Annotated in this window: 14 protein-coding genes and 5 pseudogenes; 10 read left to right on the forward strand and 9 right to left on the reverse strand. The window is 48.0% G+C overall.

Going from position 1 to position 21,703, the window contains the following annotated elements; genetic code table 11:
* Positions 1-414 precede the first annotated feature (414 nt).
* Positions 415-663, reverse strand: a pseudogene (locus HEN33_RS21465) (LysR substrate-binding domain-containing protein); the annotation flags it as partial.
* Between HEN33_RS21465 and HEN33_RS26480 the strand changes: the two are divergent.
* Together HEN33_RS26480 and inaA are read left to right on the forward strand one after the other, a co-directional pair.
* Positions 652-774, forward strand: a pseudogene (locus HEN33_RS26480) (hypothetical protein); the annotation flags it as partial. The pseudogenes HEN33_RS21465 and HEN33_RS26480 sit on opposite strands and share 12 nt — an antisense overlap.
* Positions 775-836: 62 nt before the next feature.
* Positions 837-1,487 (forward strand): lipopolysaccharide kinase InaA, encoded by a 651-nt coding sequence (gene inaA / locus HEN33_RS21470; RefSeq protein WP_000301053.1) that lies wholly within the window; start codon positions 837-839, stop codon positions 1,485-1,487.
* A 52-nt stretch (positions 1,488-1,539) separates the two neighbouring features.
* Here the strand turns inward: inaA and yfaE are convergent, their stop codons facing one another.
* The 3 genes from yfaE to nrdA all read right to left on the reverse strand — a co-directional run bounded on the left by yfaE (position 1,540) and on the right by nrdA (position 5,356).
* Positions 1,540-1,794, reverse strand: coding sequence for a ferredoxin-like diferric-tyrosyl radical cofactor maintenance protein YfaE (gene yfaE / locus HEN33_RS21475; RefSeq protein WP_000135039.1), 255 nt, complete (start codon positions 1,792-1,794; stop codon positions 1,540-1,542).
* Positions 1,794-2,924 carry a class Ia ribonucleoside-diphosphate reductase subunit beta gene (gene nrdB / locus HEN33_RS21480; RefSeq protein ID WP_000332037.1) on the reverse strand — a complete coding sequence of 377 codons (1,131 nt, stop codon included), beginning with the start codon at positions 2,922-2,924 and terminating at the stop codon, positions 1,794-1,796. Before nrdB ends, yfaE begins: the two co-directional genes overlap by 1 nt.
* Positions 2,925-3,070: 146 nt before the next feature.
* On the reverse strand, positions 3,071-5,356 hold the full coding sequence (gene nrdA / locus HEN33_RS21485; RefSeq protein ID WP_176263586.1) for a class 1a ribonucleoside-diphosphate reductase subunit alpha: 2,286 nt from the start codon (positions 5,354-5,356) through the stop codon (positions 3,071-3,073).
* A gap of 694 nt (positions 5,357-6,050) precedes the next feature.
* Here nrdA and yfaL point away from each other — a divergent pair.
* Entirely contained in the window at positions 6,051-9,809 is a 3,759-nt protein-coding gene (gene yfaL, locus HEN33_RS21490) for an AIDA-I family autotransporter adhesin YfaL/EhaC (protein ID WP_176263585.1), read from the forward strand.
* Between the two features lie 139 nt (positions 9,810-9,948).
* Here the strand turns inward: yfaL and ubiG are convergent, their stop codons facing one another.
* Positions 9,949-10,671, reverse strand: a complete 723-nt coding sequence (gene ubiG / locus HEN33_RS21495) for a bifunctional 2-polyprenyl-6-hydroxyphenol methylase/3-demethylubiquinol 3-O-methyltransferase UbiG (RefSeq protein ID WP_176263587.1) — start codon at positions 10,669-10,671, stop codon at positions 9,949-9,951.
* A gap of 146 nt (positions 10,672-10,817) precedes the next feature.
* Here ubiG and gyrA point away from each other — a divergent pair, with 146 nt between their 5' ends.
* The 3 genes from gyrA to HEN33_RS21510 all read left to right on the forward strand — a co-directional run bounded on the left by gyrA (position 10,818) and on the right by HEN33_RS21510 (position 15,960).
* A complete protein-coding gene (gene gyrA / locus HEN33_RS21500; protein ID WP_001281242.1) occupies positions 10,818-13,445 on the forward strand; it encodes a DNA topoisomerase (ATP-hydrolyzing) subunit A in 2,628 nt (875 codons plus the stop codon).
* Positions 13,446-13,591: 146 nt separating this feature from the next.
* A complete protein-coding gene (locus HEN33_RS21505) occupies positions 13,592-15,280 on the forward strand; it encodes a DUF2138 domain-containing protein (RefSeq protein WP_000534364.1) in 1,689 nt (562 codons plus the stop codon).
* On the forward strand, positions 15,277-15,960 hold the full coding sequence (locus tag HEN33_RS21510; RefSeq protein WP_176263584.1) for a DUF1175 domain-containing protein: 684 nt from the start codon (positions 15,277-15,279) through the stop codon (positions 15,958-15,960). The genes HEN33_RS21505 and HEN33_RS21510 overlap by 4 nt, the downstream gene beginning before the upstream one ends.
* On the opposite strand, the pseudogene HEN33_RS21515 reads toward HEN33_RS21510, so the two are convergent.
* Positions 15,898-16,892: pseudogene (locus HEN33_RS21515) on the reverse strand (tyrosine-type recombinase/integrase); the annotation flags it as partial. The gene HEN33_RS21510 and the pseudogene HEN33_RS21515 sit on opposite strands and share 63 nt — an antisense overlap.
* Here HEN33_RS21515 and HEN33_RS26490 point away from each other — a divergent pair.
* The 3 genes and pseudogenes from HEN33_RS26490 to nleF form a co-directional block, all read left to right on the forward strand.
* Positions 16,886-16,957: pseudogene (locus HEN33_RS26490) on the forward strand (phage tail fiber C-terminal domain-containing protein); the annotation flags it as partial. The pseudogenes HEN33_RS21515 and HEN33_RS26490 sit on opposite strands and share 7 nt — an antisense overlap.
* Before the next feature lie 106 nt (positions 16,958-17,063).
* Positions 17,064-17,975, forward strand: coding sequence for a type III secretion system effector kinase NleH1-2 (gene nleH1-2, locus HEN33_RS21525; RefSeq protein ID WP_000950979.1), 912 nt, complete (start codon positions 17,064-17,066; stop codon positions 17,973-17,975).
* Between the two features lie 65 nt (positions 17,976-18,040).
* Positions 18,041-18,610 (forward strand): T3SS effector caspase inhibitor NleF, encoded by a 570-nt coding sequence (gene nleF, locus HEN33_RS21530; RefSeq protein ID WP_000938103.1) that lies wholly within the window; start codon positions 18,041-18,043, stop codon positions 18,608-18,610.
* Between the two features lie 46 nt (positions 18,611-18,656).
* Here nleF and HEN33_RS21535 read toward each other — a convergent pair.
* Together HEN33_RS21535 and HEN33_RS21540 are read right to left on the reverse strand one after the other, a co-directional pair.
* A pseudogene (locus tag HEN33_RS21535) lies at positions 18,657-19,291 on the reverse strand (IS256 family transposase); the annotation flags it as partial.
* Positions 19,292-19,777: 486 nt separating this feature from the next.
* Positions 19,778-20,056 (reverse strand): hypothetical protein, encoded by a 279-nt coding sequence (locus tag HEN33_RS21540; protein ID WP_001303943.1) that lies wholly within the window; start codon positions 20,054-20,056, stop codon positions 19,778-19,780.
* A 427-nt stretch (positions 20,057-20,483) separates the two neighbouring features.
* Between HEN33_RS21540 and HEN33_RS21545 the strand changes: the two genes are divergently transcribed.
* Entirely contained in the window at positions 20,484-20,630 is a 147-nt protein-coding gene (locus tag HEN33_RS21545; protein WP_001414184.1) for a hypothetical protein, read from the forward strand.
* A gap of 136 nt (positions 20,631-20,766) precedes the next feature.
* Here HEN33_RS21545 and nleG read toward each other — a convergent pair whose 3' ends face one another.
* Complete coding sequence (gene nleG, locus HEN33_RS21550; RefSeq protein WP_001303944.1) at positions 20,767-21,414, reverse strand: T3SS effector E3 ubiquitin-protein ligase NleG; 648 nt, start codon at positions 21,412-21,414, stop codon at positions 20,767-20,769.
* Between the last annotated feature and the right edge of the window lie 289 nt (positions 21,415-21,703).

Below are 21,703 nucleotides of genomic sequence, written 5' to 3' on the forward strand. Positions count from 1 at the left end.
ATATATTCACTATCAAATTTAGCTCATTTTATTACGAAGACCTTTACGCATGTTAGAAAGTATCATTATTGTTAATAAATACGGTAATAAGTAACAAACAGATATTGATAACTTTCCTGACTAGTTATTAGGTATCCCACTTGAAGATTGAGAATGGCTCCAGAGTAAACTGTGTACTGTTCGCCGGAGTGTCATTACTCTCAACAATCGGTTTTGACAGTGAGTCGGGCGCTTCATACCGGTTTCTACCTGGAGTCATTGTCACTTCTCCCAACTGGATAAATATATATCGCCAATTCACAAAGTGGGCCAAAATCAGGTGAAAACGAATTATTACGCCTGGTAAAGGCTATAGTACAACTAAGTGTGGCGAATCAGGCAGTCTTGCATTTGTCATCAATCTCATGTCTTACATCAAATTTTTCCACTCACCACGAGTTGTTCCGTACACGTTTGTAGTAAAAACAGTGGACTGTCTTCTACCGGCTTTTCTTTAGCCAGCAACGAAATCTGCCGATAGAAGGTTGGTTCGAGAGGAACGGAACACAGTTCACCTGCAATGGTTTTCAGCGTTAACTCTGGTAATAAGGCGATGCCTAATCCCTGTCGAATAAAATTCATCGCTGTATCCGCCTGATTAAATTCACATTTTATTTGCTGGGTGCACTATTAGTGGTAGTGGCTGGTGGAGTCTATGCGCTGCAAATGAAGGGTAAAAGCGGTGTCGCGCTAGTAGTGGCAAAAGAAATTCATCAATACGACACGTTTCATTAAGATTTTTCGCAGGTAACCACCTATAGTCATTGTCGTTAATAAAAAATGACAGGCGATAGGGTATGGCAGTTTCAGCAAAGTACGACGAATTTAATCACTGGTGGGCAACAGAGGGCGACTGGGTTGAAGAGCCTAACTATCGCCGTAATGGGATGAGCGGGGTGCAATGCGTCGAGCGCAATGGCAAAAAGCTGTATGTGAAGCGCATGACGCATCATCTGTTTCATTCCGTACGTTATCCGTTCGGTCGACCGACGATTGTCCGTGAGGTTGCGGTAATTAAAGAGCTGGAACGGGCTGGTGTCATTGTGCCGAAAATCGTTTTTGGTGAAGCGGTGAAAATTGAGGGGGAATGGCGCGCGTTGCTGGTGACTGAAGATATGGCGGGGTTCATAAGTATTGCTGACTGGTATGCCCAGCATGCAGTAACGCCTTATTCTGACGATGTTCGGCAAGCCATGTTGAAAGCTGTGGCGATGGCGTTTAAGAAAATGCATAGCGTTAATCGTCAGCATGGCTGTTGTTACGTTCGCCACATCTATGTGAAAACAGAAGGTATGGTAGAAGCTGGTTTTCTTGATTTGGAGAAAAGTCGTCGCCGCTTACGTCGGCATAAAGCGATTAATCATGATTTCCGCCAGCTGGAAAAATATCTGGAGCCGATCCCTAAAGCGGACTGGGAGCAGGTTAAAGCGTATTACTACGCCATGTAATCACGTAGGCCAGATAAGACGCGTAAGCGTCGCATCTGGCACAAGTACCCGATCACAACTCGATTTCAATATCGCCTTTTGCCCGGCAACAACAGGGCAAAATTTCCCCCGGCTGAATAAAGGCTAACGGTTCGGCAATCCAGTCCACCTGGCCTGCAACAAGGCGTGTGCGACAGGAACCGCAGTAACCTTCGCGGCACTGGTACTCAACCGCCACATTGTGGGATTCCAGCGCCGCCAGAAGGGAAGGGTGTTCATCCTGGCACAGCAGTTGTGTGCCAGTGATGCGCAGGGTAACGCGAGCCATCAGAGCTGGAAGTTACTCAAATCGTCGGTGTCCACTTCCGAGTCAATCTGCCCGACCAGATAAGAACTCACTTCCACTTCCTGCGGAGCAACCTGTACGTTATCAGACACCAGCCAGGTGTTGATCCACGGGATCGGGTTGGAACGTGTCTGGAACGGCAGATCCAAACCGACTGCCTGCATGCGGATATTGGTGATGTATTCAACGTACTGGCAGAGAATGTCTTTATTCAGACCAATCATCGAACCGTCACGGAACAGATAATCCGCCCAGTCTTTCTCTTGCTGTGCCGCCTGGACGAACAGGTCATAGCACTCCTGCTTACATTCTTCGGCAATTTCCGCCATCTCCGGATCATCCGCGCCGCTGCGCAGCAGATTCAGCATATGCTGCGTACCGGTCAGGTGCAGGGCTTCGTCACGGGCAATCAGGCGAATAATCTTGGCGTTACCTTCCATCAGTTCGCGTTCTGCAAAGGCAAAGGAACAAGCAAAGCTGACGTAGAAGCGAATGGCTTCCAGTGCGTTAACGCTCATCAGGCAGAGATACAGTTTTTTCTTCAGCTCACGTAGGCTAACGGTCACGGTTTTACCGTTGACGGTGTGGGTGCCTTCGCCCAGCAGGTGCCAGTAGCTGGTCATTTCGATCAGTTCATCGTAATAGCTGGAGATCCCTTCCGCACGTTTCTGGATCTGCTCGTTGGTGACGATATCGTCAAACACAACCGACGGATCGTTAACGATATTACGAATGATATGAGTATAGGAACGAGAGTGAATTGTTTCTGAGAATGCCCAGGTTTCTACCCAGGTTTCCAGTTCCGGGATCGAGATCAGCGGCAGCAGCGCCACGTTCGGGCTACGACCCTGAATGGAATCCAGCAGCGTCTGATATTTCAGGTTGCTGATAAAGATGTGTTTTTCGTGTTCAGGCAGTGCCTGGTAATCGATACGGTCACGAGAAACGTCAACTTCTTCCGGACGCCAGAAGAAAGAGAGCTGCTTTTCGATCAGCTTTTCGAAGATGTCATATTTTTGCTGATCGTAGCGAGCCACGTTGACCGGCTGACCAAAGAACATCGGTTCTTTGAGCTGATCATTTTTCGTCTGTGAAAAGGTGGTATATGCCATGAATGTGTCCTGTTGGGAGTTTAATGCCGGATAAGGCATTTTACGCCGCATCCTGTGCCTGATGCGACGCTGGCGCGTCTTATCAGGTCTACAAAACCGAGCCGTAGGCCGGATAAGGCGTTCACGCCGCATCCGGCATCTCAATATCAGATCTTACATGCGCCGCTTTCGCAGCCATCGTCCTGGATTGACGGCACCAGATCGTCTTGTGCGTCTTCAGCACCGTCACGGGTGTTCTGATAATACAGCGTTTTGACCCCGAATTTGTAGGCGGTGAGCAGGTCTTTCAGCAGTTGCTGCATCGGCACTTTTCCTGACGGGAAGCGTGACGGATCGTAGTTGGTGTTAGCAGAGATCGACTGATCGATAAATTTCTGCATGATACCCACTAGTTGCAGGTAGCCATCGTTACCCGGCATTTCCCACAGCAGCTCATAGGCGTCGTGCAGATGCTCGTAGTCCGGCACCACCTGGCGCAGAATACCGTCTTTCGACGCTTTGATGCTGACGTAACCACGCGGCGGTTCAATACCGTTAGTGGCGTTAGAGATCTGCGAAGAAGTCTCTGACGGCATCAGAGCAGAAAGCGTGGAGTTACGCAGGCCGTGCGTTTTGATTGACTCACGCAGTGCTTCCCAGTCGTAATGCAGCGGCTCATTAGCGATGGCATCCAGATCTTTCTTATAGGTATCGATCGGCAGGATCCCTTTCGCGTAAGTGGTTTCGTTAAACCACGGGCACGCGCCTTGCTCTTTCGCCAGCTCATTAGACGCTTTCAGCAGGTAATACTGAATGGCTTCGAAGGTTTTATGCGTCAGGTTGTTGGCGCTGCCGTCGGAGTAGCGTTTACCGTGCTTCGCCAGGTAGTAAGCGAAGTTGATCACACCAATACCCAGCGTACGACGACCCATCGCTCCACGTTTGGCGGCCGGGATCGGGTAATCCTGATAATCCAGCAGCGCGTCGAGTGCTCGTACTGCCAGAATCGCCAGCTCTTCCAGTTCATCCAGGCTATTAATTGCGCCCAGGTTGAAAGCAGACAACGTACACAGCGCGATTTCACCGTTCTCGTCGTTGACATCATTCAGCGGTTTGGTCGGCAGGGCGATTTCCAGGCACAGGTTAGACTGGCGCACTGGCGCAATAGCCGGATCAAACGGGCTGTGGGTGTTGCAGTGGTCTACGTTCTGAATATAGATACGACCGGTAGACGCACGTTCCTGCATCATCAGCGAGAACAGCTCAACGGCTTTCACACGCTGCTTGCGGATGTTGTCGTCTTTCTCATATTTGGTGTACAGGCGTTCAAACTCTTCCTGATCGGCGAAGAACGCGTCGTACAGCCCCGGTACGTCGGACGGGCTGAACAGGGTGATATCTTCACCTTTCAGCAGACGGGTATACATCAGTTTGTTGATTTGTACCCCGTAGTCCATATGACGCACGCGGTTGCCTTCAACCCCACGGTTGTTTTTCAACACCAGCAGGCTTTCCACTTCCAGATGCCACATCGGGTAGAACAGCGTTGCTGCACCGCCACGCACACCGCCCTGAGAGCAGGATTTCACCGCTGTCTGGAAATGTTTGTAAAACGGAATACAGCCGGTGTGGAATGCTTCGCCACCGCGAATCGGGCTACCCAACGCACGAATACGCCCGGCGTTGATGCCGATCCCGGCACGCTGGGAAACGTATTTAACAATCGCGCTGGAGGTGGCGTTAATGGAATCCAGGCTGTCGCCGCACTCGATCAGTACGCAGGAGCTAAACTGACGAGTCGGGGTACGCACGCCGGACATGATTGGCGTCGGCAGCGAAATTTTAAATGTGGAAACCGCGTCGTAAAAACGCTTCACGTATTGCAGGCGCGTTTCACGCGGGTAGTTCGAGAACAGGCACGCGGCAACCAGAATATAAAGGAACTGGGCGCTTTCGTAGATTTCGCCGGTCACGCGGTTCTGTACCAGATATTTGCCTTCCAGCTGCTTAACGGCAGCATAAGAGAAGGTCATATCACGGTCGTGATCGATAAACGTGTCCATCTGCTTGAACTCTTCTTCCGTGTAGTCTTCCAGCAGATGATTATCGTATTTGCCCATCTCGACCATTTTCACCACGTGGTCGTACAGCGCAGGCGGCTCAAACTGGCCATAGGCTTTTTTACGCAGGTGGAAAATTGCCAGGCGCGCGGCGAGATACTGATAATCCGGCGCATCACGGGAGATCAGGTCTGCGGCAGCCTTGATAATGGTTTCGTGGATGTCAGAGGTCTTGATACCGTCATAAAACTGAATGTGGGAGCGCAGCTCGACCTGGGAAATCGAAACGTTATGCAGTCCTTCTGCCGCCCAATCCAGAACGCGATGGATTTTGTCGAGATTGATGCGCTCTGTGCTACCGTCGCGCTTTGTCACCAGCAGATTCTGATTCATGTATGTCGTACCTGTTTTTGGAATTCTTTCCGCAATAGTTTCATGCAGACTACCTGTAGTGAGGGAAGCTGCTTAGAACACTATATATAGGGGGTATGTTTGGGATTCACTGCAAGATAGTGTGAAACTGGCCCTCTTGCAAGTGCATAACTTTGTGGATAACTCAGGAAGGAAAAAGTGGCTTCCGCGCAACTTAGGTCAGACAAGGTATCCGGGAAAGTCAATGGGAAGAGAAAAATTTGTTAAAAATAACTGTTCGGCGATTTCTTGAACGGCAGAATAGTATGGGTAAATTGATATAGATGGTTTATTAATCTTGTCGCTAATGATTGTCAAAATTGATCTAAGCACGAATCATCACATAATCTGATGTATCAGTTGTGGTCAATATATAAGCGAATGTAAGCGATTGTTGAGTCGAAATGGTTGTTTTATATTCGTTTGTTGTTAAATACCAAGCCAATTTGTTACTTTTGCATATATTATAAGAATATTATTTATTACTTTAATTCAGTTTAAATATAACCGATTTACCTTAAGGTTATTAATTTGAATTATGATACACTGATATTATTCATCAAGTAATAACAAAATAGTCATTGCACCGAGTTATACAATTTACAAAAGAAAAATACCCCATATCACATAATGCGATTAAATACGCCTTCTCATAGAAAAGGATGGTTAGGGTAATATGCGGATTATTTTTCTACGTAAGGAGTATTTATCTTTACTCCCGTCAATGATTGCGTCTCTCTTCTCCACTAATGGTATCGCAGCGGTTATTGATTCATGCCAGGGATATGATATCAAAGCGAGCTGTCAGGCCAGCAGGCAAAGCCTTTCAGGCATTACGCAGGACTGGAGCATCGCCGGTGGGCAATGGTTGATTTTTTCGGGTATGGCCAATAATGCCAGCGGTGGGGCCGTATTTTTGCAGCAAAGTGCTGAATTTACGATATCGCCACAAAATGAAACAGGGATGACTCTGTTTGCCAATAATACTGTCTCAGGAGAATATAATAATGGCGGGGCAATATTTGCTAAAGAAAACTCAACGCTGAATCTTACTGATGTTATTTTTTCCGGTAACGTCGCAGGCGGCTATGGTGGCGCAATCTATTCTTCTGGTACTAATGATACTGGTGCCGTCGATTTACGTGTCACTAACGCCATGTTTAGCAATAACATCGCTAATGATGGCAAAGGTGGCGCAATTTATACCATCAATAATGATGTCTATTTAAGTGATGATGTTTTTAATAATAACCAGGCATATACATCAACAAGTTACAGTGATGGCGATGGCGGTGCAATCGATGTCACCGATAATAATAGCGATATCACGCATCCGTCAGGTTTCACAATAATAAATAACACCGCATTTACAAATAACACTGCCGAAGGTTATGGCGGGGCAATTTATACCAATAGCGTGACGGCTCCCTATCTTATTGATATTTCTGTTGATGACAGCTACAGCCAGAACGGCGGTGTGTTAATCGATGAGAACAATAGCGCAGCAGGCTATGGGGATGGTCCTTCCATTGCGGCGGGCGGCTTTATGTATCTCGGCTTAAGTGAAGTTACCTTTGATATTGCCGACGGAAAAACGCTGGTTATCGGCAATACAGAGAATGATGGAGCTGTTGACTCTATTGCTGGTACCGGGTTGATCACCAAAACAGGTTCCGGCGATCTGGTACTTAATGCAGATAACAATGACTTTACTGGTGAGATGCAGATTGAAAACGGTGAAGTTACCCTGGGTCGCAGCAACTCCCTGATGAATGTCGGAGATAATCATTGCCAGGACGATCCGCAAGACTGCTACGGTCTGACGATAGGGAGTATTGATAAGTACCAGAATCAGGCAGAGCTAAATGTTGGCTCCACCCAACAAACCTTTGTGCACGCATTGACGGGCTTTCAGAATGGCACTTTAAATATCGATGCTGGTGGCAATGTTACTGTTAATCAAGGCAGTTTTGCTGGCACCATCGAAGGTGCTGGTCAGCTCACCATTGCGCAAAACGGCAGCTACGTGCTGGCAGGGGCGCAGTCGATGGCGCTAACTGGCGATATAGTCGTTGATGATGGCGCGGTGCTTACGCTAGAAGGCGACGCGGCAGATCTCGCCGCTCTCCAGGACGAGCCGCAGTCGATCGTGTTAAACGGCGGTGTGCTCGATCTCTCTGATTTCTCCACCTGGCAGAGCGGCACATCATACAACGATGGCCTTGAAGTCAGCGGCAGCAGCGGAACGGTTATCGGCAGTCAGGATGTGGTAGATCTTGCAGGCGGAAACGATATGCATATCGGCGGCGACGGGAAAGATGGCGTCTACGTGGTGGTCGATGCGGGTGATGGGCAGGTCAGCCTGGCAAACAATAATAGTTACCTGGGCACCACGCAAATCGCTTCCGGTACGCTGGTGGTGAGCGACAACTCGCAGCTTGGAGATACCCATTATAACCGCCAGGTTATCTTTAGCGATAATCAACAAGAAAGCGTGATGGAGATTACTGCCAATGTCGATACTCGCTCTACAACGACTGAGCATGGGCGTGATATTGAAATGCGCGCCGACGGTGAAGTGGCAGTTGATGCGGGGGTAGACACGCAGTGGGGCGCACTGATGGCTGACAGCAGCGGGCAGCATCAGGATGAGGGTAGCACATTGACTAAAACGGGTGCTGGCACCCTGGAGCTGACCGCCAGCGGTACTACGCAGTCTGCGGTACGTGTTGAAGAAGGTACCCTGAAAGGCGATGTTGCGGATATTTTTCCTTATGCTTCGTCGCTGTGGATTGGTGACGGAGCAACGTTCGAGACTGGCGCAGATCAGGATATCCAGTCTATTGATGCTACTTCCAGCGGCACTATCGACATCAGTGATGGCACCGTTTTGCGCCTGACGAGTCAGGATACTTCCGCCGCACTGGATGCCTCGCTGTTTAACGGCGACGGTACGTTGGTGAATGCCACCGATGGCGTGACGTTGACAGGCGAGCTTAATACTAACCTGGAAACTGACAGCCTGACCTATCTTTCCGATGTGACGGTTAATGGTGATCTAACCAATATGTCCGGTACAGTCAGTCTGCAAAATGGCGTCGCTGGCGATACGCTCACGGTAAACGGTGATTACACCGGCGGCGGTACGTTGTTTCTCGACAGCGAATTAAACGGCGATGACTCGGTAAGCGACCAACTGGTGTTGAACGGCAATACCTCGGGTAACACGACCGTGGTGGTTAACCCCATTACCGGCACTGGTGAACCGACTTCTACAGGTATTAAAGTGGTTGATTTCACTGCTGATCCCACGCAATTTCAAAACAATGCGCTGTTTAGTCTTGCGGGCAGCGGCTACGTTAATATGGGAGCGTATGACTACACGCTGGTGGAAGATAACAACAACTGGTATCTGCGATCGCAAGAAGTCACTCCGACGCCGCCGCCCGATCCGGACCCAACTCCCGATCCTGCTCCCACGCCAGATTCTGATCCAACACCCGACCCGGCTCCAGCCCCTACGCCTGCCTACCAGCCGGTGTTGAATGCCAAAGTTGGTGGATATTTTAATAACCTGCGGGCGGCAAATCAGGCGTTTATGATGGAGCGACGCGATCACGCTGGTGGCGATGGTCAGACGCTGAATTTACGTGTTATCGGCGGACGTTATCATTACACGGCGGCAGGGCAATTGGCTCAGCATGAAGACACTTCTACGGTACAGCTTAGCGGTGACCTGTTTAGGGGGCGCTGGGGCGATGACGGCGAATGGATGCTAGGGGCCATTGGTGGTTACAGCGATAACCAGGGTTACAGCTGCTCGAATAGGACTGGAAGGCGAGCCGATAACCAGAACCACGGTTATGCCGTTGGGCTGACCTCAAGCTGGTTTCAGCGCGGTAGCCAAAAACAGGGGGCCTGGCTGGATAGCTGGCTGCAATACGCGTGGTTTAGCAATGATGTTTCCGAACAAGGCGATGGTGCGGATCATTACCACTCGTCGGGGATTATCGCCTCGCTGGAAGCGGGGTATCAGTGGTTACCGGGGCGTGGTGTGGTGATTGAACCACAGGTGCAGGTGATTTATCAGGGTGTGCAGCAGGATGATTTCACCGCTGCTAACCATGCGCGGGTATCGCAATCGCAGGGCGATGATCTTCAGACGCGGTTGGGGGTACACAGCGAATGGCGTACCGCTGTGCATATCACGCCAACCCTGGATCTGAATTATTATCACGATCCCCATTCGACGGAAATTGAAGAAGATGGCAGCACTATCAGTGACGATGCGGCGAAGCAACGGGGTGAAATAAAAGTGGGAGTAACGGGCAACATCAGTCAGCGAGTGTCCCTGCGTGGTAGCGTGGCGTGGCAGAAAGGGAGTGATGATTTTGCCCAGACGGCAGGGTTTTTGTCGATGACGGTGAAATGGTAATCGCTGTCTGACCGGCACTATTGCCGGATGCGGCGTAAACGCCTTATCTGGCCTACGGGAGCATTTGTAGGCCTGATAAGACGCGGCAAGCGTCGCATCAGGCATTGGCACGGTTGCCGGATGAATCCAAACAACAACCTCACTTATTCTGCGTGTGCAGCATATAGTTCACATCGACGCCGGGGCCGAGCTTAAAAGTGTTAGTGATCGGGTTGTAATGCAGCCCGGTCATATGTCGTTCTTTAAGACTGGTCTGATCCACCCAGCCCAGCAATTCTGCCGGTTTAATAAACTTCTTCACATCATGCGTACCTTTAGGCACCATGCGCAAAATATATTCAGCACCAACCACCGCCATCAGCCATGACTTGCCGTTGCGGTTGAGCGTCGAGAAAAAGACATCACCACCTGGTTTCACCAGTTGCGCACAGGCTCTGACCACTGACTGTGGATCGGGAACGTGCTCCAGCATCTCCATGCAGGTCACCACGTCATACTGCCCGGCATGTTTTGCCGCGTGCTCTTCCACGGTTTCCTGCACGTAATTCACCTGAATGCCACTTTCCAGTGCGTGCAGCTTTGCCACCTGCAATGGCTCAAAGCCCATATCCAGACCGGTCACCGTCGCGCCTTCGCGCGCCATACTCTCGGCCAGAATGCCGCCGCCACAACCGACATCGAGTACCTTTTTGCCAAATAAACCGCCAACACGCTCGGCAATATAGCCCAGACGCAGCGGGTTAATGCGGTGCAGCGGTTTGAACTCACCTTCCAGATCCCACCAGCGGGAGGCGACGGCTTCAAATTTAGCGATCTCTTCGTGGTCTACGTTAGGGGTTACCGGCGATTTTTCGGCATTCATTGGCACTTCTACTCCGTAATTGGCAAGACAAACGAGTATATCAGGCATTGGATGTGAATAAAGCGTATAGGTTTACCTCAATCAGCGCGGCTGTGTTATAATTTGCGACCTTTGAATCCGGGATACAGTAGAGGGATAGCGGTTAGATGAGCGACCTTGCGAGAGAAATTACACCGGTCAACATTGAGGAAGAGCTGAAGAGCTCCTATCTGGATTATGCGATGTCGGTCATTGTTGGCCGTGCGCTGCCGGATGTCCGAGATGGCCTGAAGCCGGTACACCGTCGCGTACTTTACGCCATGAACGTACTAGGCAATGACTGGAACAAAGCCTATAAAAAATCTGCCCGTGTCGTTGGTGACGTAATCGGTAAATACCATCCCCATGGTGACTCGGCGGTTTATGACACGATCGTCCGTATGGCGCAGCCATTCTCGCTGCGTTACATGCTGGTAGACGGTCAGGGTAACTTCGGTTCCATCGACGGCGACTCTGCGGCGGCAATGCGTTATACGGAAATCCGTCTGGCGAAAATTGCCCATGAACTGATGGCCGATCTCGAAAAAGAGACGGTCGATTTCGTTGATAACTATGACGGCACGGAAAAAATTCCGGACGTCATGCCGACCAAAATTCCTAACCTGCTGGTGAACGGTTCTTCCGGTATCGCCGTAGGTATGGCAACCAACATCCCGCCACACAACCTGACGGAAGTCATCAACGGTTGTCTGGCCTATATCGATGATGAAGACATCAGCATTGAAGGGCTGATGGAACACATCCCGGGGCCGGACTTCCCTACGGCGGCAATCATTAACGGTCGTCGCGGTATCGAAGAAGCTTACCGTACCGGTCGCGGCAAGGTATATATCCGCGCCCGTGCGGAAGTGGAAGTTGACGCCAAAACCGGGCGTGAAACCATTATCGTCCACGAAATTCCGTATCAGGTGAACAAAGCGCGCCTGATCGAGAAAATTGCGGAACTGGTAAAAGAAAAACGCGTGGAAGGCATCAGCGCGCTGCGTGACGAGTCTGACAAAGACGGGATGCGCATCGTGATTGAAGTGAAACGCGATGCGGTCGGTGAAGTTGTGCTCAACAACCTCTACTCCCAGACCCAGTTGCAGGTTTCTTTCGGTATCAACATGGTGGCATTGCACCATGGTCAGCCGAAGATCATGAACCTGAAAGACATCATCGCGGCGTTTGTTCGTCACCGCCGCGAAGTGGTGACCCGTCGTACCATTTTCGAACTGCGTAAAGCTCGCGATCGTGCTCATATCCTTGAAGCATTAGCCGTGGCGCTGGCGAACATCGACCCGATCATCGAACTGATCCGTCATGCGCCGACGCCTGCAGAAGCGAAAACGGCGCTGGTTGCTAATCCGTGGCAGCTGGGCAACGTTGCCGCGATGCTGGAACGTGCGGGCGATGATGCTGCGCGTCCGGAATGGCTGGAGCCAGAGTTCGGCGTGCGTGATGGTCTGTACTACCTGACCGAACAGCAAGCTCAGGCGATTCTGGATCTGCGTTTGCAGAAACTGACCGGCCTTGAGCATGAAAAACTGCTCGACGAATACAAAGAGCTGCTGGATCAGATCGCAGAACTGCTGCGTATTCTTGGCAGTGCCGATCGTCTGATGGAAGTGATCCGCGAAGAGCTGGAACTGGTTCGTGAACAGTTCGGTGACAAACGTCGTACTGAAATCACCGCCAACAGCGCAGACATCAACCTGGAAGATCTGATCACCCAGGAAGATGTGGTCGTGACGCTCTCTCACCAGGGCTACGTGAAGTATCAGCCGCTTTCTGAATACGAAGCGCAGCGTCGTGGCGGGAAAGGTAAATCTGCCGCACGTATTAAAGAAGAAGACTTTATTGACCGACTGCTGGTGGCGAACACCCACGACCATATTCTGTGCTTCTCCAGCCGTGGTCGCGTCTATTCGATGAAAGTTTACCAGTTGCCGGAAGCCACTCGTGGTGCGCGTGGTCGTCCGATCGTCAACCTGCTGCCGCTGGAACAGGACGAACGTATCACCGCGATCTTGCCGGTGACTGAGTTTGAAGAAGGTGTGAAAGTCTTCATGGCGACGGCTAACGGGACCGTGAAGAAAACCGTCCTCACCGAGTTCAACCGTCTGCGTACCGCCGGTAAAGTGGCGATCAAACTGGTTGACGGCGATGAGCTGATCGGCGTTGACCTGACCAGCGGTGAAGACGAAGTAATGCTGTTCTCCGCCGAAGGTAAAGTGGTGCGCTTTAAAGAGTCTTCTGTCCGTGCGATGGGCTGCAACACCACCGGTGTTCGCGGTATTCGCTTAGGTGAAGGCGATAAAGTCGTCTCTCTGATCGTGCCTCGTGGCGATGGTGCAATCCTCACCGCAACGCAAAACGGTTACGGTAAACGTACTGCGGTAGCGGAATACCCGACTAAGTCGCGTGCGACGAAAGGGGTTATCTCCATCAAGGTTACCGAACGTAACGGTTTAGTGGTTGGCGCGGTGCAGGTAGATGACTGCGACCAGATCATGATGATCACCGATGCCGGTACGCTGGTACGTACTCGCGTTTCTGAAATCAGCATCGTGGGCCGTAACACCCAGGGCGTGATCCTTATCCGTACTGCGGAAGATGAAAACGTGGTGGGTCTGCAACGTGTTGCTGAACCGGTTGACGAGGAAGATCTGGATACCATCGACGGCAGTGCTGCGGAAGGGGACGATGAAATCGCTCCGGAAGTGGACGTTGACGACGAGCCAGAAGAAGAATAATTTCATCGCCTCATGCCAAAAGGGAGTTATCTCCCTTTTTTGAATTGAAGTCCAGGCTGCAAAGTCTGGGCTTTTGTCGTATAAGGGCGCGGTAAAGTTTTGCTGTACCCATAAAAAATGGCTGGCTTTACACAAGGAATGTGGCAATGGGTAGTGAAAAAAAGGCGAAAGGCTGGCGGTTCTATGGTCTTGTAGGTTTTGGCGCAATAGTACTGCTTTCCGCTGGTGTCTGGGCATTGCAATATGCTGGTAGTGGGCCAGAAAAAACGTTGTCGCCGCTGGTGGTGCACAACAATCTGCAAATCGATCTCAATGAGCCGGACCTCTTTCTCGACAGCGACTCTCTGAGCCAGCTTCCCAAAGACCTCCTTACCATTCCGTTTCTTCACGATGTTCTAAGCGAAGATTTCGTTTTTTATTATCAGAACCATGCCGACCGTCTGGGCATTGAAGGCAGCATTCGCCGCATTGTCTACGAACACGATCTCACACTAAAAGATAAGCTCTTTTCGTCACTCTTAGATCAGCCCGCGCAGGCGGCGCTATGGCACGATAAACAAGGCCATCTTTCTCATTATATGGTGCTGATCCAGCGAAGTGGTTTAAGCAAGCTGCTGGAGCCATTGCTGTTTGCCGCTACCAGCGACAGCCAGTTAAGTAAAACGGAAATCAGTAGTATTAAGCTAAATAGTGAAACCATCCCGGTTTATCAGTTGCGCTATAACGGCAATAACGCCCTGATGTTCGCAACTTATCAGGACAAGATGCTGGTGTTTTCCAGTACGGACATGCTGTTTAAAGATGATCAGCAGGATACCGAAGCCACGGCGATCGCAAGTGATTTGTTGAGCGGTAAAAAACGCTGGCAAGCCAGCTTTGGCCTGGAAGAGCGTACTGCCGAAAAAACGCCAGTACGCCAGCGCATCGTGGTCAGTGCAAATTTGCTGGGTTTTGGCTACCAGCGATTAATGCCTTCTTTTGCTGGTGTGCGCTTCGAAATGAGCAATGACGGCTGGCACAGTTTTCTGGCGTTAAATGATGAATCCGCAAGCGTAGATGCCAGTTTCGATTTTACGCCGGTATGGAACAGTATGCCTGCAGGGGCCAGCTTCTGTGTGGCGGTGCCTTATTCACATGGTATTGCTGAAGAGATGCTTTCCCACATCAGCCAGGAAAACGACAAGCTCAACGGGGCGTTAGATGGTGCAGCCGGGCTGTGCTGGTATGAAGATTCAAAATTGCAAACTCCGCTGTTTGTCGGTCAGTTTGATGGCTCTGCCGAACAAGTGCAATTGCCAGGAAAACTGTTTACGCAAAATATTGGTGCGCTCGAAAGCAAAGCCGCAGAAGGTATATTGCCAGTAACCCAGACGCAGCAGGGCGAAGCGCAAATCTGGCGTCGCGAAGTGAGTTCCCGATACGGTCAGTATCCGAAAGCGCAGGCAGCGCAACCAGATCAATTAATGTCGGATTATTTTTTCCGCGTGTCGCTGGCGATGCAAAACAAGACGATGCTTTTCTCCCTCGATGACACGCTGGTCAATAACGCGTTACAAACACTGAATAAAACCCGCCCGGCAATGGTGGATGTGATACCCACTGAAGGCATTGTTCCGGTCTATATCAATCCACAAGGCGTGGCGAAACTGCTGCGTAACGAAACGCTGACCAGTCTGCCGAAGAATCTCGAACCGGTTTTTTATAACGCCGCACAAACTTTATTAATGCCGAAGCTGGACGCTTTATCTCAACAACCGCGTTATGTCATGAAGCTGGCCCAGATGGAACCCGGTGCCGCCTGGCAGTGGCTACCCATTACCTGGCAGCCACTATGAGGCACGGGCTGCTGGCGCTGATTTGCTGGCTGTGTTGTGTTGTTGCTCATAGCGAAATGCTGAATGTCGAACAATCGGGGCTGTTTCGCGCCTGGTTTGTGCGTATTGCACAGGAACAGCTTCGCCAGGGGCCAAGTCCGCGCTGGTATCAGCAGGATTGTGCGGGCCTGGTGCGATTTTCGGCGAACGAGGCGCTGAAAGTTCACGACAGCAAATGGCTAAAAAGTAACGGTATAGCAAGTCAGTATTTGCCGCCTGAAATGACGCTAACACCTGAACAGCGTCAACTGGCGCAAAACTGGAATCAGGGGAACGGAAAAACCGGCCCCTATGTGACCGCGATTAATTTGATTCAGTACAACAGCCAATTTATTGGCCAGGACATAAACCAGGCGTTGCCTGGCGATATGATTTTTTTCGATCAGGGCGATGCCCAGCACTTAATGGTCTGGATGGGGCGTTACGTCATCTACCACACCGGAAGCGCCACGAAAACTGACAACGGAATGCGCGCAGTCAGTCTGCAACAACTTATGACATGGAAGTTGTTCGTTCAAAATCTTATTAAATATCAAGTTGTTAAATCTGGTAAGTCATTATTGGTCAAAATAAAATCATTATCCGATTTCAATTTTGTCCCACTCCCGCCCGCGACTGTCCCTATAATGCGCCGCCATTGAATCAGATTTATGTCCAAGAAGACGTTGTGCAAACTTGTAGCCAATCTGGTTCCGATATAGCCTCGCGGACAGACTACGTAGTTCATGAAATGTCGGTGGGTCTCCATCAAACGAGATCCCGGATGCATTTCGCGCCTTTGTTAAATACCGTGATACTGTGGCTGGAGAAAGTGGTTCGTGATAGGTTGATGCGATTATTGTTTCACTGCTGCTGGCCTCCCTGCATTTCTGTAGTGTATCAACCAGTGAGATGTCGAGTGCGTCAATGGTTAGAGCCAGCGGAATGGCAATTTTGGCTCCTGTTTTACTCTGTCCAATGTGAAGATGACCATCGTTTATGTCTGACCACTTCATTCTGCACAAATCGCCCACTCTCTGCCCTGTAACGACAGCTAAATCCATTGACAGCCTCAGCCAGATGGGGAGGTGCTCAGCAGCATGGTAAATAGCGACATACTCATTAGCTGTCAGCCTTGAGCGCCTTACTTCTGACTTTGCTGCACGGGTTGTTGTTACTGGATTCGTTGCCACATGCCCCTCGGCTATTGCCCCTCGAAAAACGTCAACAAGGGTTGACCTGATTACTCTTGCGGAAACCGCTTTACCTTCTGCGACGTAGGTGTTTAGCATTGCTGCCACCTCTTTCGTTGATATGTCAGTGAGCGGTTTGTCCGGCAATTTTCTTCGAATTGCCCTGATTTTGCTGGCGTAGTCGAGTAATGTTTTCGGCTTGCTCCCCCTCTAGCTGAGGATTGTTTCATATCGATCAAGCCACGTATGAAGAGTGATTGAGTCAGTGCCTTTAACCCTGTCCAGCAATGATTCGTGCCCACTTTCGCTGAAAAGCTCAATGTTGGTGTGAATGCTTCTGAAATTGCTACTCTTCTGTCTCTTCCCAGCCCGAACTCTTTTTTCGTCCTCGGGTCAGTGTGTAGTAAGACCGCTGCAAATCCTGCGTGCTGACGGGAAGTGGGAAAATATTGGCGAAATGAAGTAACCCGATAGCTTCACAAAAACCGGAGTCCGGCTCCGGTTTTTGTTGTCATGTATGGGGGATGTCTGTTAGGAATAATTAGATAGGTTTATTTTGAAGGTTGAAATGTATGTTATCGCCCTCTTCTATAAATTTGGGATGTTCATGGAATTCTTTAACCAGAAACCTGACTTCGCCTGATAATCGTGTTTTATCCTCTGTAAGGGATGCTGCTGTTCACTCTGATAGCGGGACGCAAGTAACGGTTGGCAACAGAACATATCGTGTTGTGGTCACTGATAATAAGTTTTGCGTTACAAGAGAAAGTCATAGTGGTTGTTTTACTAATCTGTTGCACAGGTTGGGATGGCCTAAGGGAGAGATTAGCAGAAAAATTGAGGCTATGCTGAATACATCGCCAGTGAGCACGACTATAGAAAGAGGCTCTGTTCATTCGAACAGACCTGATTTACCTCCAGTGGATTATGCGCAGCCGGAGTTACCTCCAGCGGATTATACTCAATCAGAGTTGCCGAGGGTTAGCAACAATAAATCACCCGTGCCAGGTAATGTTATTGGTAAAGGTGGTAATGCTGTCGTGTATGAAGATATGGAAGATACAACAAAAGTGTTGAAGATGTTTACTATATCTCAAAGCCATGAAGAGGTGACAAGCGAAGTTCGTTGTTTCAATCAGTATTATGGTTCCGGGAGTGCAGAGAAAATATATAATGATAATGGAAATGTTATTGGTATTAGAATGAATAAAATAAATGGGGAATCTCTTTTGGATATTCCATCATTACCAGCACAAGCTGAACAGGCTATTTACGATATGTTTGACAGACTGGAGAAAAAAGGAATTCTTTTTGTTGATACAACAGAAACAAATGTTTTATATGATCGTATGAGAAATGAATTTAATCCAATAGATATATCATCTTATAATGTTTCTGATATTTCATGGAGTGAACATCAAGTCATGCAATCTTATCACGGAGGAAAGCTGGATCTTATTAGTGTAGTATTAAGTAAGATATAATATTTTTATCCAGATATATTAGTTGCAATAATATTTATGGATTTATTTGTTAAGGGGGTTTTGATATGTTACCAACAAGTGGTTCTTCAGCAAATCTTTATTCATGGATGTATGTATCAGGAAGAGGTAACCCTTCGACTCCGGAATCAGTGAGTGAGCTTAATCATAATCACTTTCTTTCTCCTGAATTACAAGATAAACTTGATGTTATGGTCTCTATATATTCATGTGCCAGAAATAATAATGAGCTTGAGGAAATTTTTCAAGAGCTAAGTGCTTTTGTAAGTGGGCTGATGGATAAGAGAAATAGTGTATTTGAGGTGAGAAATGAAAATACTGATGAGGTTGTCGGAGCGCTGAGGGCGGGAATGACGATAGAGGACAGGGATAGTTATATCAGGGATCTTTTTTTTCTGCATTCATTGAAAGTAAAAATTGAGGAAAGTAGACAAGGCAAAGAAGATTCGAAATGTAAAGTTTATAATCTGCTATGTCCGCATCACTCTTCAGAGCTATATGGTGATCTACGAGCAATGAAATGCCTCGTGGAAGGATGCAGTGATGATTTTAATCCTTTTGATATTATTAGGGTACCAGATCTTACTTACAACAAAGGATCTTTACAATGTGGATGATTAGAGGCCTGTGAGCCTGTTTAGGATTCTGTGTAAATGCCTTTTCTTAAAAGTGACCGTCAAGACGGTCACCAAACTCGATAATAAAGCGGCTCATTGCCATTCGCCAGTCCCTTAACGGCATTGTCCATTTCTGTGACGCGGCCTGGATTGCCAGCCACACCACTTTTTTTACTGACTCGTCCGTCGGGAACACCTTGCGTTTCCTGATGGCATGCCGGATCACACTGTTCAGCGACTCGATGGCGTTCGTTGTGTAGATCACTTTGCGGATATCTGCCGGATAAGCGAAAAACGTCGCCAAGTTAGTCCAGTTTGACAGCTAGCACCGGCTTATCTGCGGATAGCGGCAGTCCCAGGCCGCAGCAAACGCTTCCAGTGCCTGCTGGCCTGCCTCTTCTGTGGGAGGCTAATCGCTTTCAGGTCGCGAGTGACGGCTTTGTATTCCTTCCATGACACGAAGCGCATGCTGTTGCGCACCATATGCACGATGCATAACTGGATGCGGGCCTCCGGGAATTCTTTCAGGCCATACACACAGGCGATGAGGATATCGTTCAGACCGCGGTTTTTCAGTTCAGTCAGCACATTGAACCAGAAATTCGCCCCTTCATTTTCGGCCAGCCGCATCCCCAGGAGCTCTTTCTGACCTGCGATATTGATGCCCAGTGCTAGGAACATTTTTATGATAAAAAATTAGTGCAAGAAGACAAAGAATCGCCTTGCGCTAATGCTCTGAAACAGGTCACTAATATCATCTAAATAGTTGACTCATAGTGACAGCATGTGTTGTGTCTTGCAGTATTATATAGCCTATTATTTAGATTGAAGCCATCATAATCTATTGATGTTAATGGTTTTTTATTGTTTGTTGTTCGGCTTTTTATACTAATTTGAGCGAAACAAAAAGATAAAAAGTTGTTTTTCGTGTCTTTAAGTGATACCAGATGGTATTGCGCTAAATGTACCAATGGGTATACCAAGAGCACTAAAAACAAAGGGGCAACCACTTTGTAACCCCTTGATTATTTGCAGAAGCGCAGAAAATCGAACTCTGGAACCCTTTCGGGGCATCCTTTTTCAAGAATGAAGAAAAAAATAACTAAAAAATCAAGTTGTTAGGAAGTTATTCATGGCTAGTGTACCAACTCTTTTCTGGGCTAATAGCTATGATTTGTTTGTATTATTTGTCTCTGTCTCTATTATTTTTGACATCCATGCGACTTCTGATATTGATAATCTCAGTTGTGGAGTTCTGTCTGCGCTTCCGGGAGGACGCATATCAAAACTACAGGATCTTCTGTTAAACACTGTAAAGCCATCTACATTGCATGTTGTTGAGTCTAAGATACAATTTTTAGTAGATGATTTATCTGCTATAGGCCTAGATATTTCAGGTTGATGCCAAGTGTGTCCTGAAAAAATACTTTTTATTGAAAATGGCATTTTTATCCTCACATTATGTCTTTCTCTTATAGTGCAATTTAATGTATTTAGAAACATTAAACTATGAATCTAAAAAGGCTACGCAGAGTACTGTTACACTTTAACAAATCATATTTACCACTCTGGAAATGGGATGGCTGGTTCATAAAATAATGAGTCTTTTTCAACGGTTGTTACATTGGTGTACTGATGATTATGCCTTGTCGCTAAGAGCTACCATAACCGTACAGCGTGATTCATCCATGGCGAATAAATCGACTGATAAATCCCCCTGAGTTTCAGCTCTTGCTGTTGGACCTTGCCCGTTTCGCTATGGAACGCGTACCAGCTAGAGAATATTATTCGTTCTCCTCCAATGTTACGCAAGTTTTGTAAACGGTAACCAATCGTGATTAGTCCTGCATGTAACGGACATCAAGCTGTCTGGTTGATTTTTATTGCCAGCAGTTCGAGAGAGCAGACAACTGCGTCCGATGGAAAAATGGGCACGACAGGGTATTCAGGCAACCTCGCTGAGGAGGCTTATGGTACAGATTGTAATGTGAAGTATAAAACGTTAAAAATTCCATTTTAGAAACTAAATAGCTGTAATATAAGTTCGATCTAATCTACTATTTTGACAGACAGATTGTATCAAGAATTAGGGAGTATGAAATAGATGGCAATAACTAGTAAAATTAATTTTGCAACATTTAAATCGAACCATACAGTCAAATTCTAGTGCATATATTTTGTGTGGCTAATATGCAAAAATATTGTTCTATTAGATTAAAATGGCATTCATCTTTGCTGACAATCATTTCCGGAACAAAGGGTTCACGGCTGAGAGGGTGTGGAGCGTTGCGTCGGATAAGTTCAGTGAGTGCATTGTGGTCATATAATGAACATATTTCTGAGTTTTTTGCATTTCTGACAAAAACACCAGTTTCAGGAATGCATAATGTTATCGGGCAATTCAGGTGTTGTTCATGACAGGAAAAGTCTTGATGACTAACAGTAAATGCATGAGAGTTAATTTTGTTTTGTATTGCACTACTGACGTTTTGGCGCGTACATGGGGTTGCACGGCTCTGTTCCATATATAAACGGAATGCCTGCAAAAAAGTATGGCCTCTGTTAAGCTGTATCTCCAGATTTTCTGCGAGAAGGCGATGCCCTCTTGCACTAAGGCGATCCAACAGTCCGCCGGAAACCGGTTCCACGCTAAAACTGTCCATAAATGAAATATGATGAAGTCTCATAGTGCGGCCTCTCACAACAAGCTGTTCACTCTGACTAACTCTTCCGACATGACGTAAAGCCTCCAGTTCACTTTCAGACAATACTCTTTCACTCGAAAAGTTTAATATGACAGGCATATTTTCTCCCTCTTTAGTCTATGTTATTGAACCATATTGGTGACAGGAGTCAAGATACTAAATATGTGATAGGATTCAAACAAAAAATTAAATTTTGAACGAATGCTATTTACACATGTATTTTTTTAATTAAAATGATTGTATACAATTTTTGTAAGCAAATTTTAATGAAAAGGATTTGTTATGCCAGTAAATGCGACAGGTGTGTCCTTCAGCTCTTTTGGTATCAGTTATGGAAGGTGCGAATAAGCAGGTCATTTCTTCCCAAGCTGACTCGCTGATTAAAATT

Source organism: Escherichia sp. 94.0001 (assembly GCF_013369155.2).
Taxonomy (GTDB): domain Bacteria; phylum Pseudomonadota; class Gammaproteobacteria; order Enterobacterales; family Enterobacteriaceae; genus Escherichia; species Escherichia coli_F.

Coding starts and splice junctions, on each gene's coding strand:
- inaA (WP_000301053.1), top strand. CDS start 837: ATGGCAGTTTCAGCAAAGTACGACGAATTTAATCACTGGTGGGCAACA.
- yfaE (WP_000135039.1), bottom strand. CDS start 1,794: ATGGCTCGCGTTACCCTGCGCATCACTGGCACACAACTGCTGTGCCAG.
- nrdB (WP_000332037.1), bottom strand. CDS start 2,924: ATGGCATATACCACCTTTTCACAGACGAAAAATGATCAGCTCAAAGAA.
- nrdA (WP_176263586.1), bottom strand. CDS start 5,356: ATGAATCAGAATCTGCTGGTGACAAAGCGCGACGGTAGCACAGAGCGC.
- yfaL (WP_176263585.1), top strand. CDS start 6,051: ATGCGGATTATTTTTCTACGTAAGGAGTATTTATCTTTACTCCCGTCA.
- ubiG (WP_176263587.1), bottom strand. CDS start 10,671: ATGAATGCCGAAAAATCGCCGGTAACCCCTAACGTAGACCACGAAGAG.
- gyrA (WP_001281242.1), top strand. CDS start 10,818: ATGAGCGACCTTGCGAGAGAAATTACACCGGTCAACATTGAGGAAGAG.
- HEN33_RS21505 (WP_000534364.1), top strand. CDS start 13,592: ATGGGTAGTGAAAAAAAGGCGAAAGGCTGGCGGTTCTATGGTCTTGTA.
- HEN33_RS21510 (WP_176263584.1), top strand. CDS start 15,277: ATGAGGCACGGGCTGCTGGCGCTGATTTGCTGGCTGTGTTGTGTTGTT.
- nleH1-2 (WP_000950979.1), top strand. CDS start 17,064: ATGTTATCGCCCTCTTCTATAAATTTGGGATGTTCATGGAATTCTTTA.
- nleF (WP_000938103.1), top strand. CDS start 18,041: ATGTTACCAACAAGTGGTTCTTCAGCAAATCTTTATTCATGGATGTAT.
- HEN33_RS21540 (WP_001303943.1), bottom strand. CDS start 20,056: ATGCCATTTTCAATAAAAAGTATTTTTTCAGGACACACTTGGCATCAA.
- nleG (WP_001303944.1), bottom strand. CDS start 21,414: ATGCCTGTCATATTAAACTTTTCGAGTGAAAGAGTATTGTCTGAAAGT.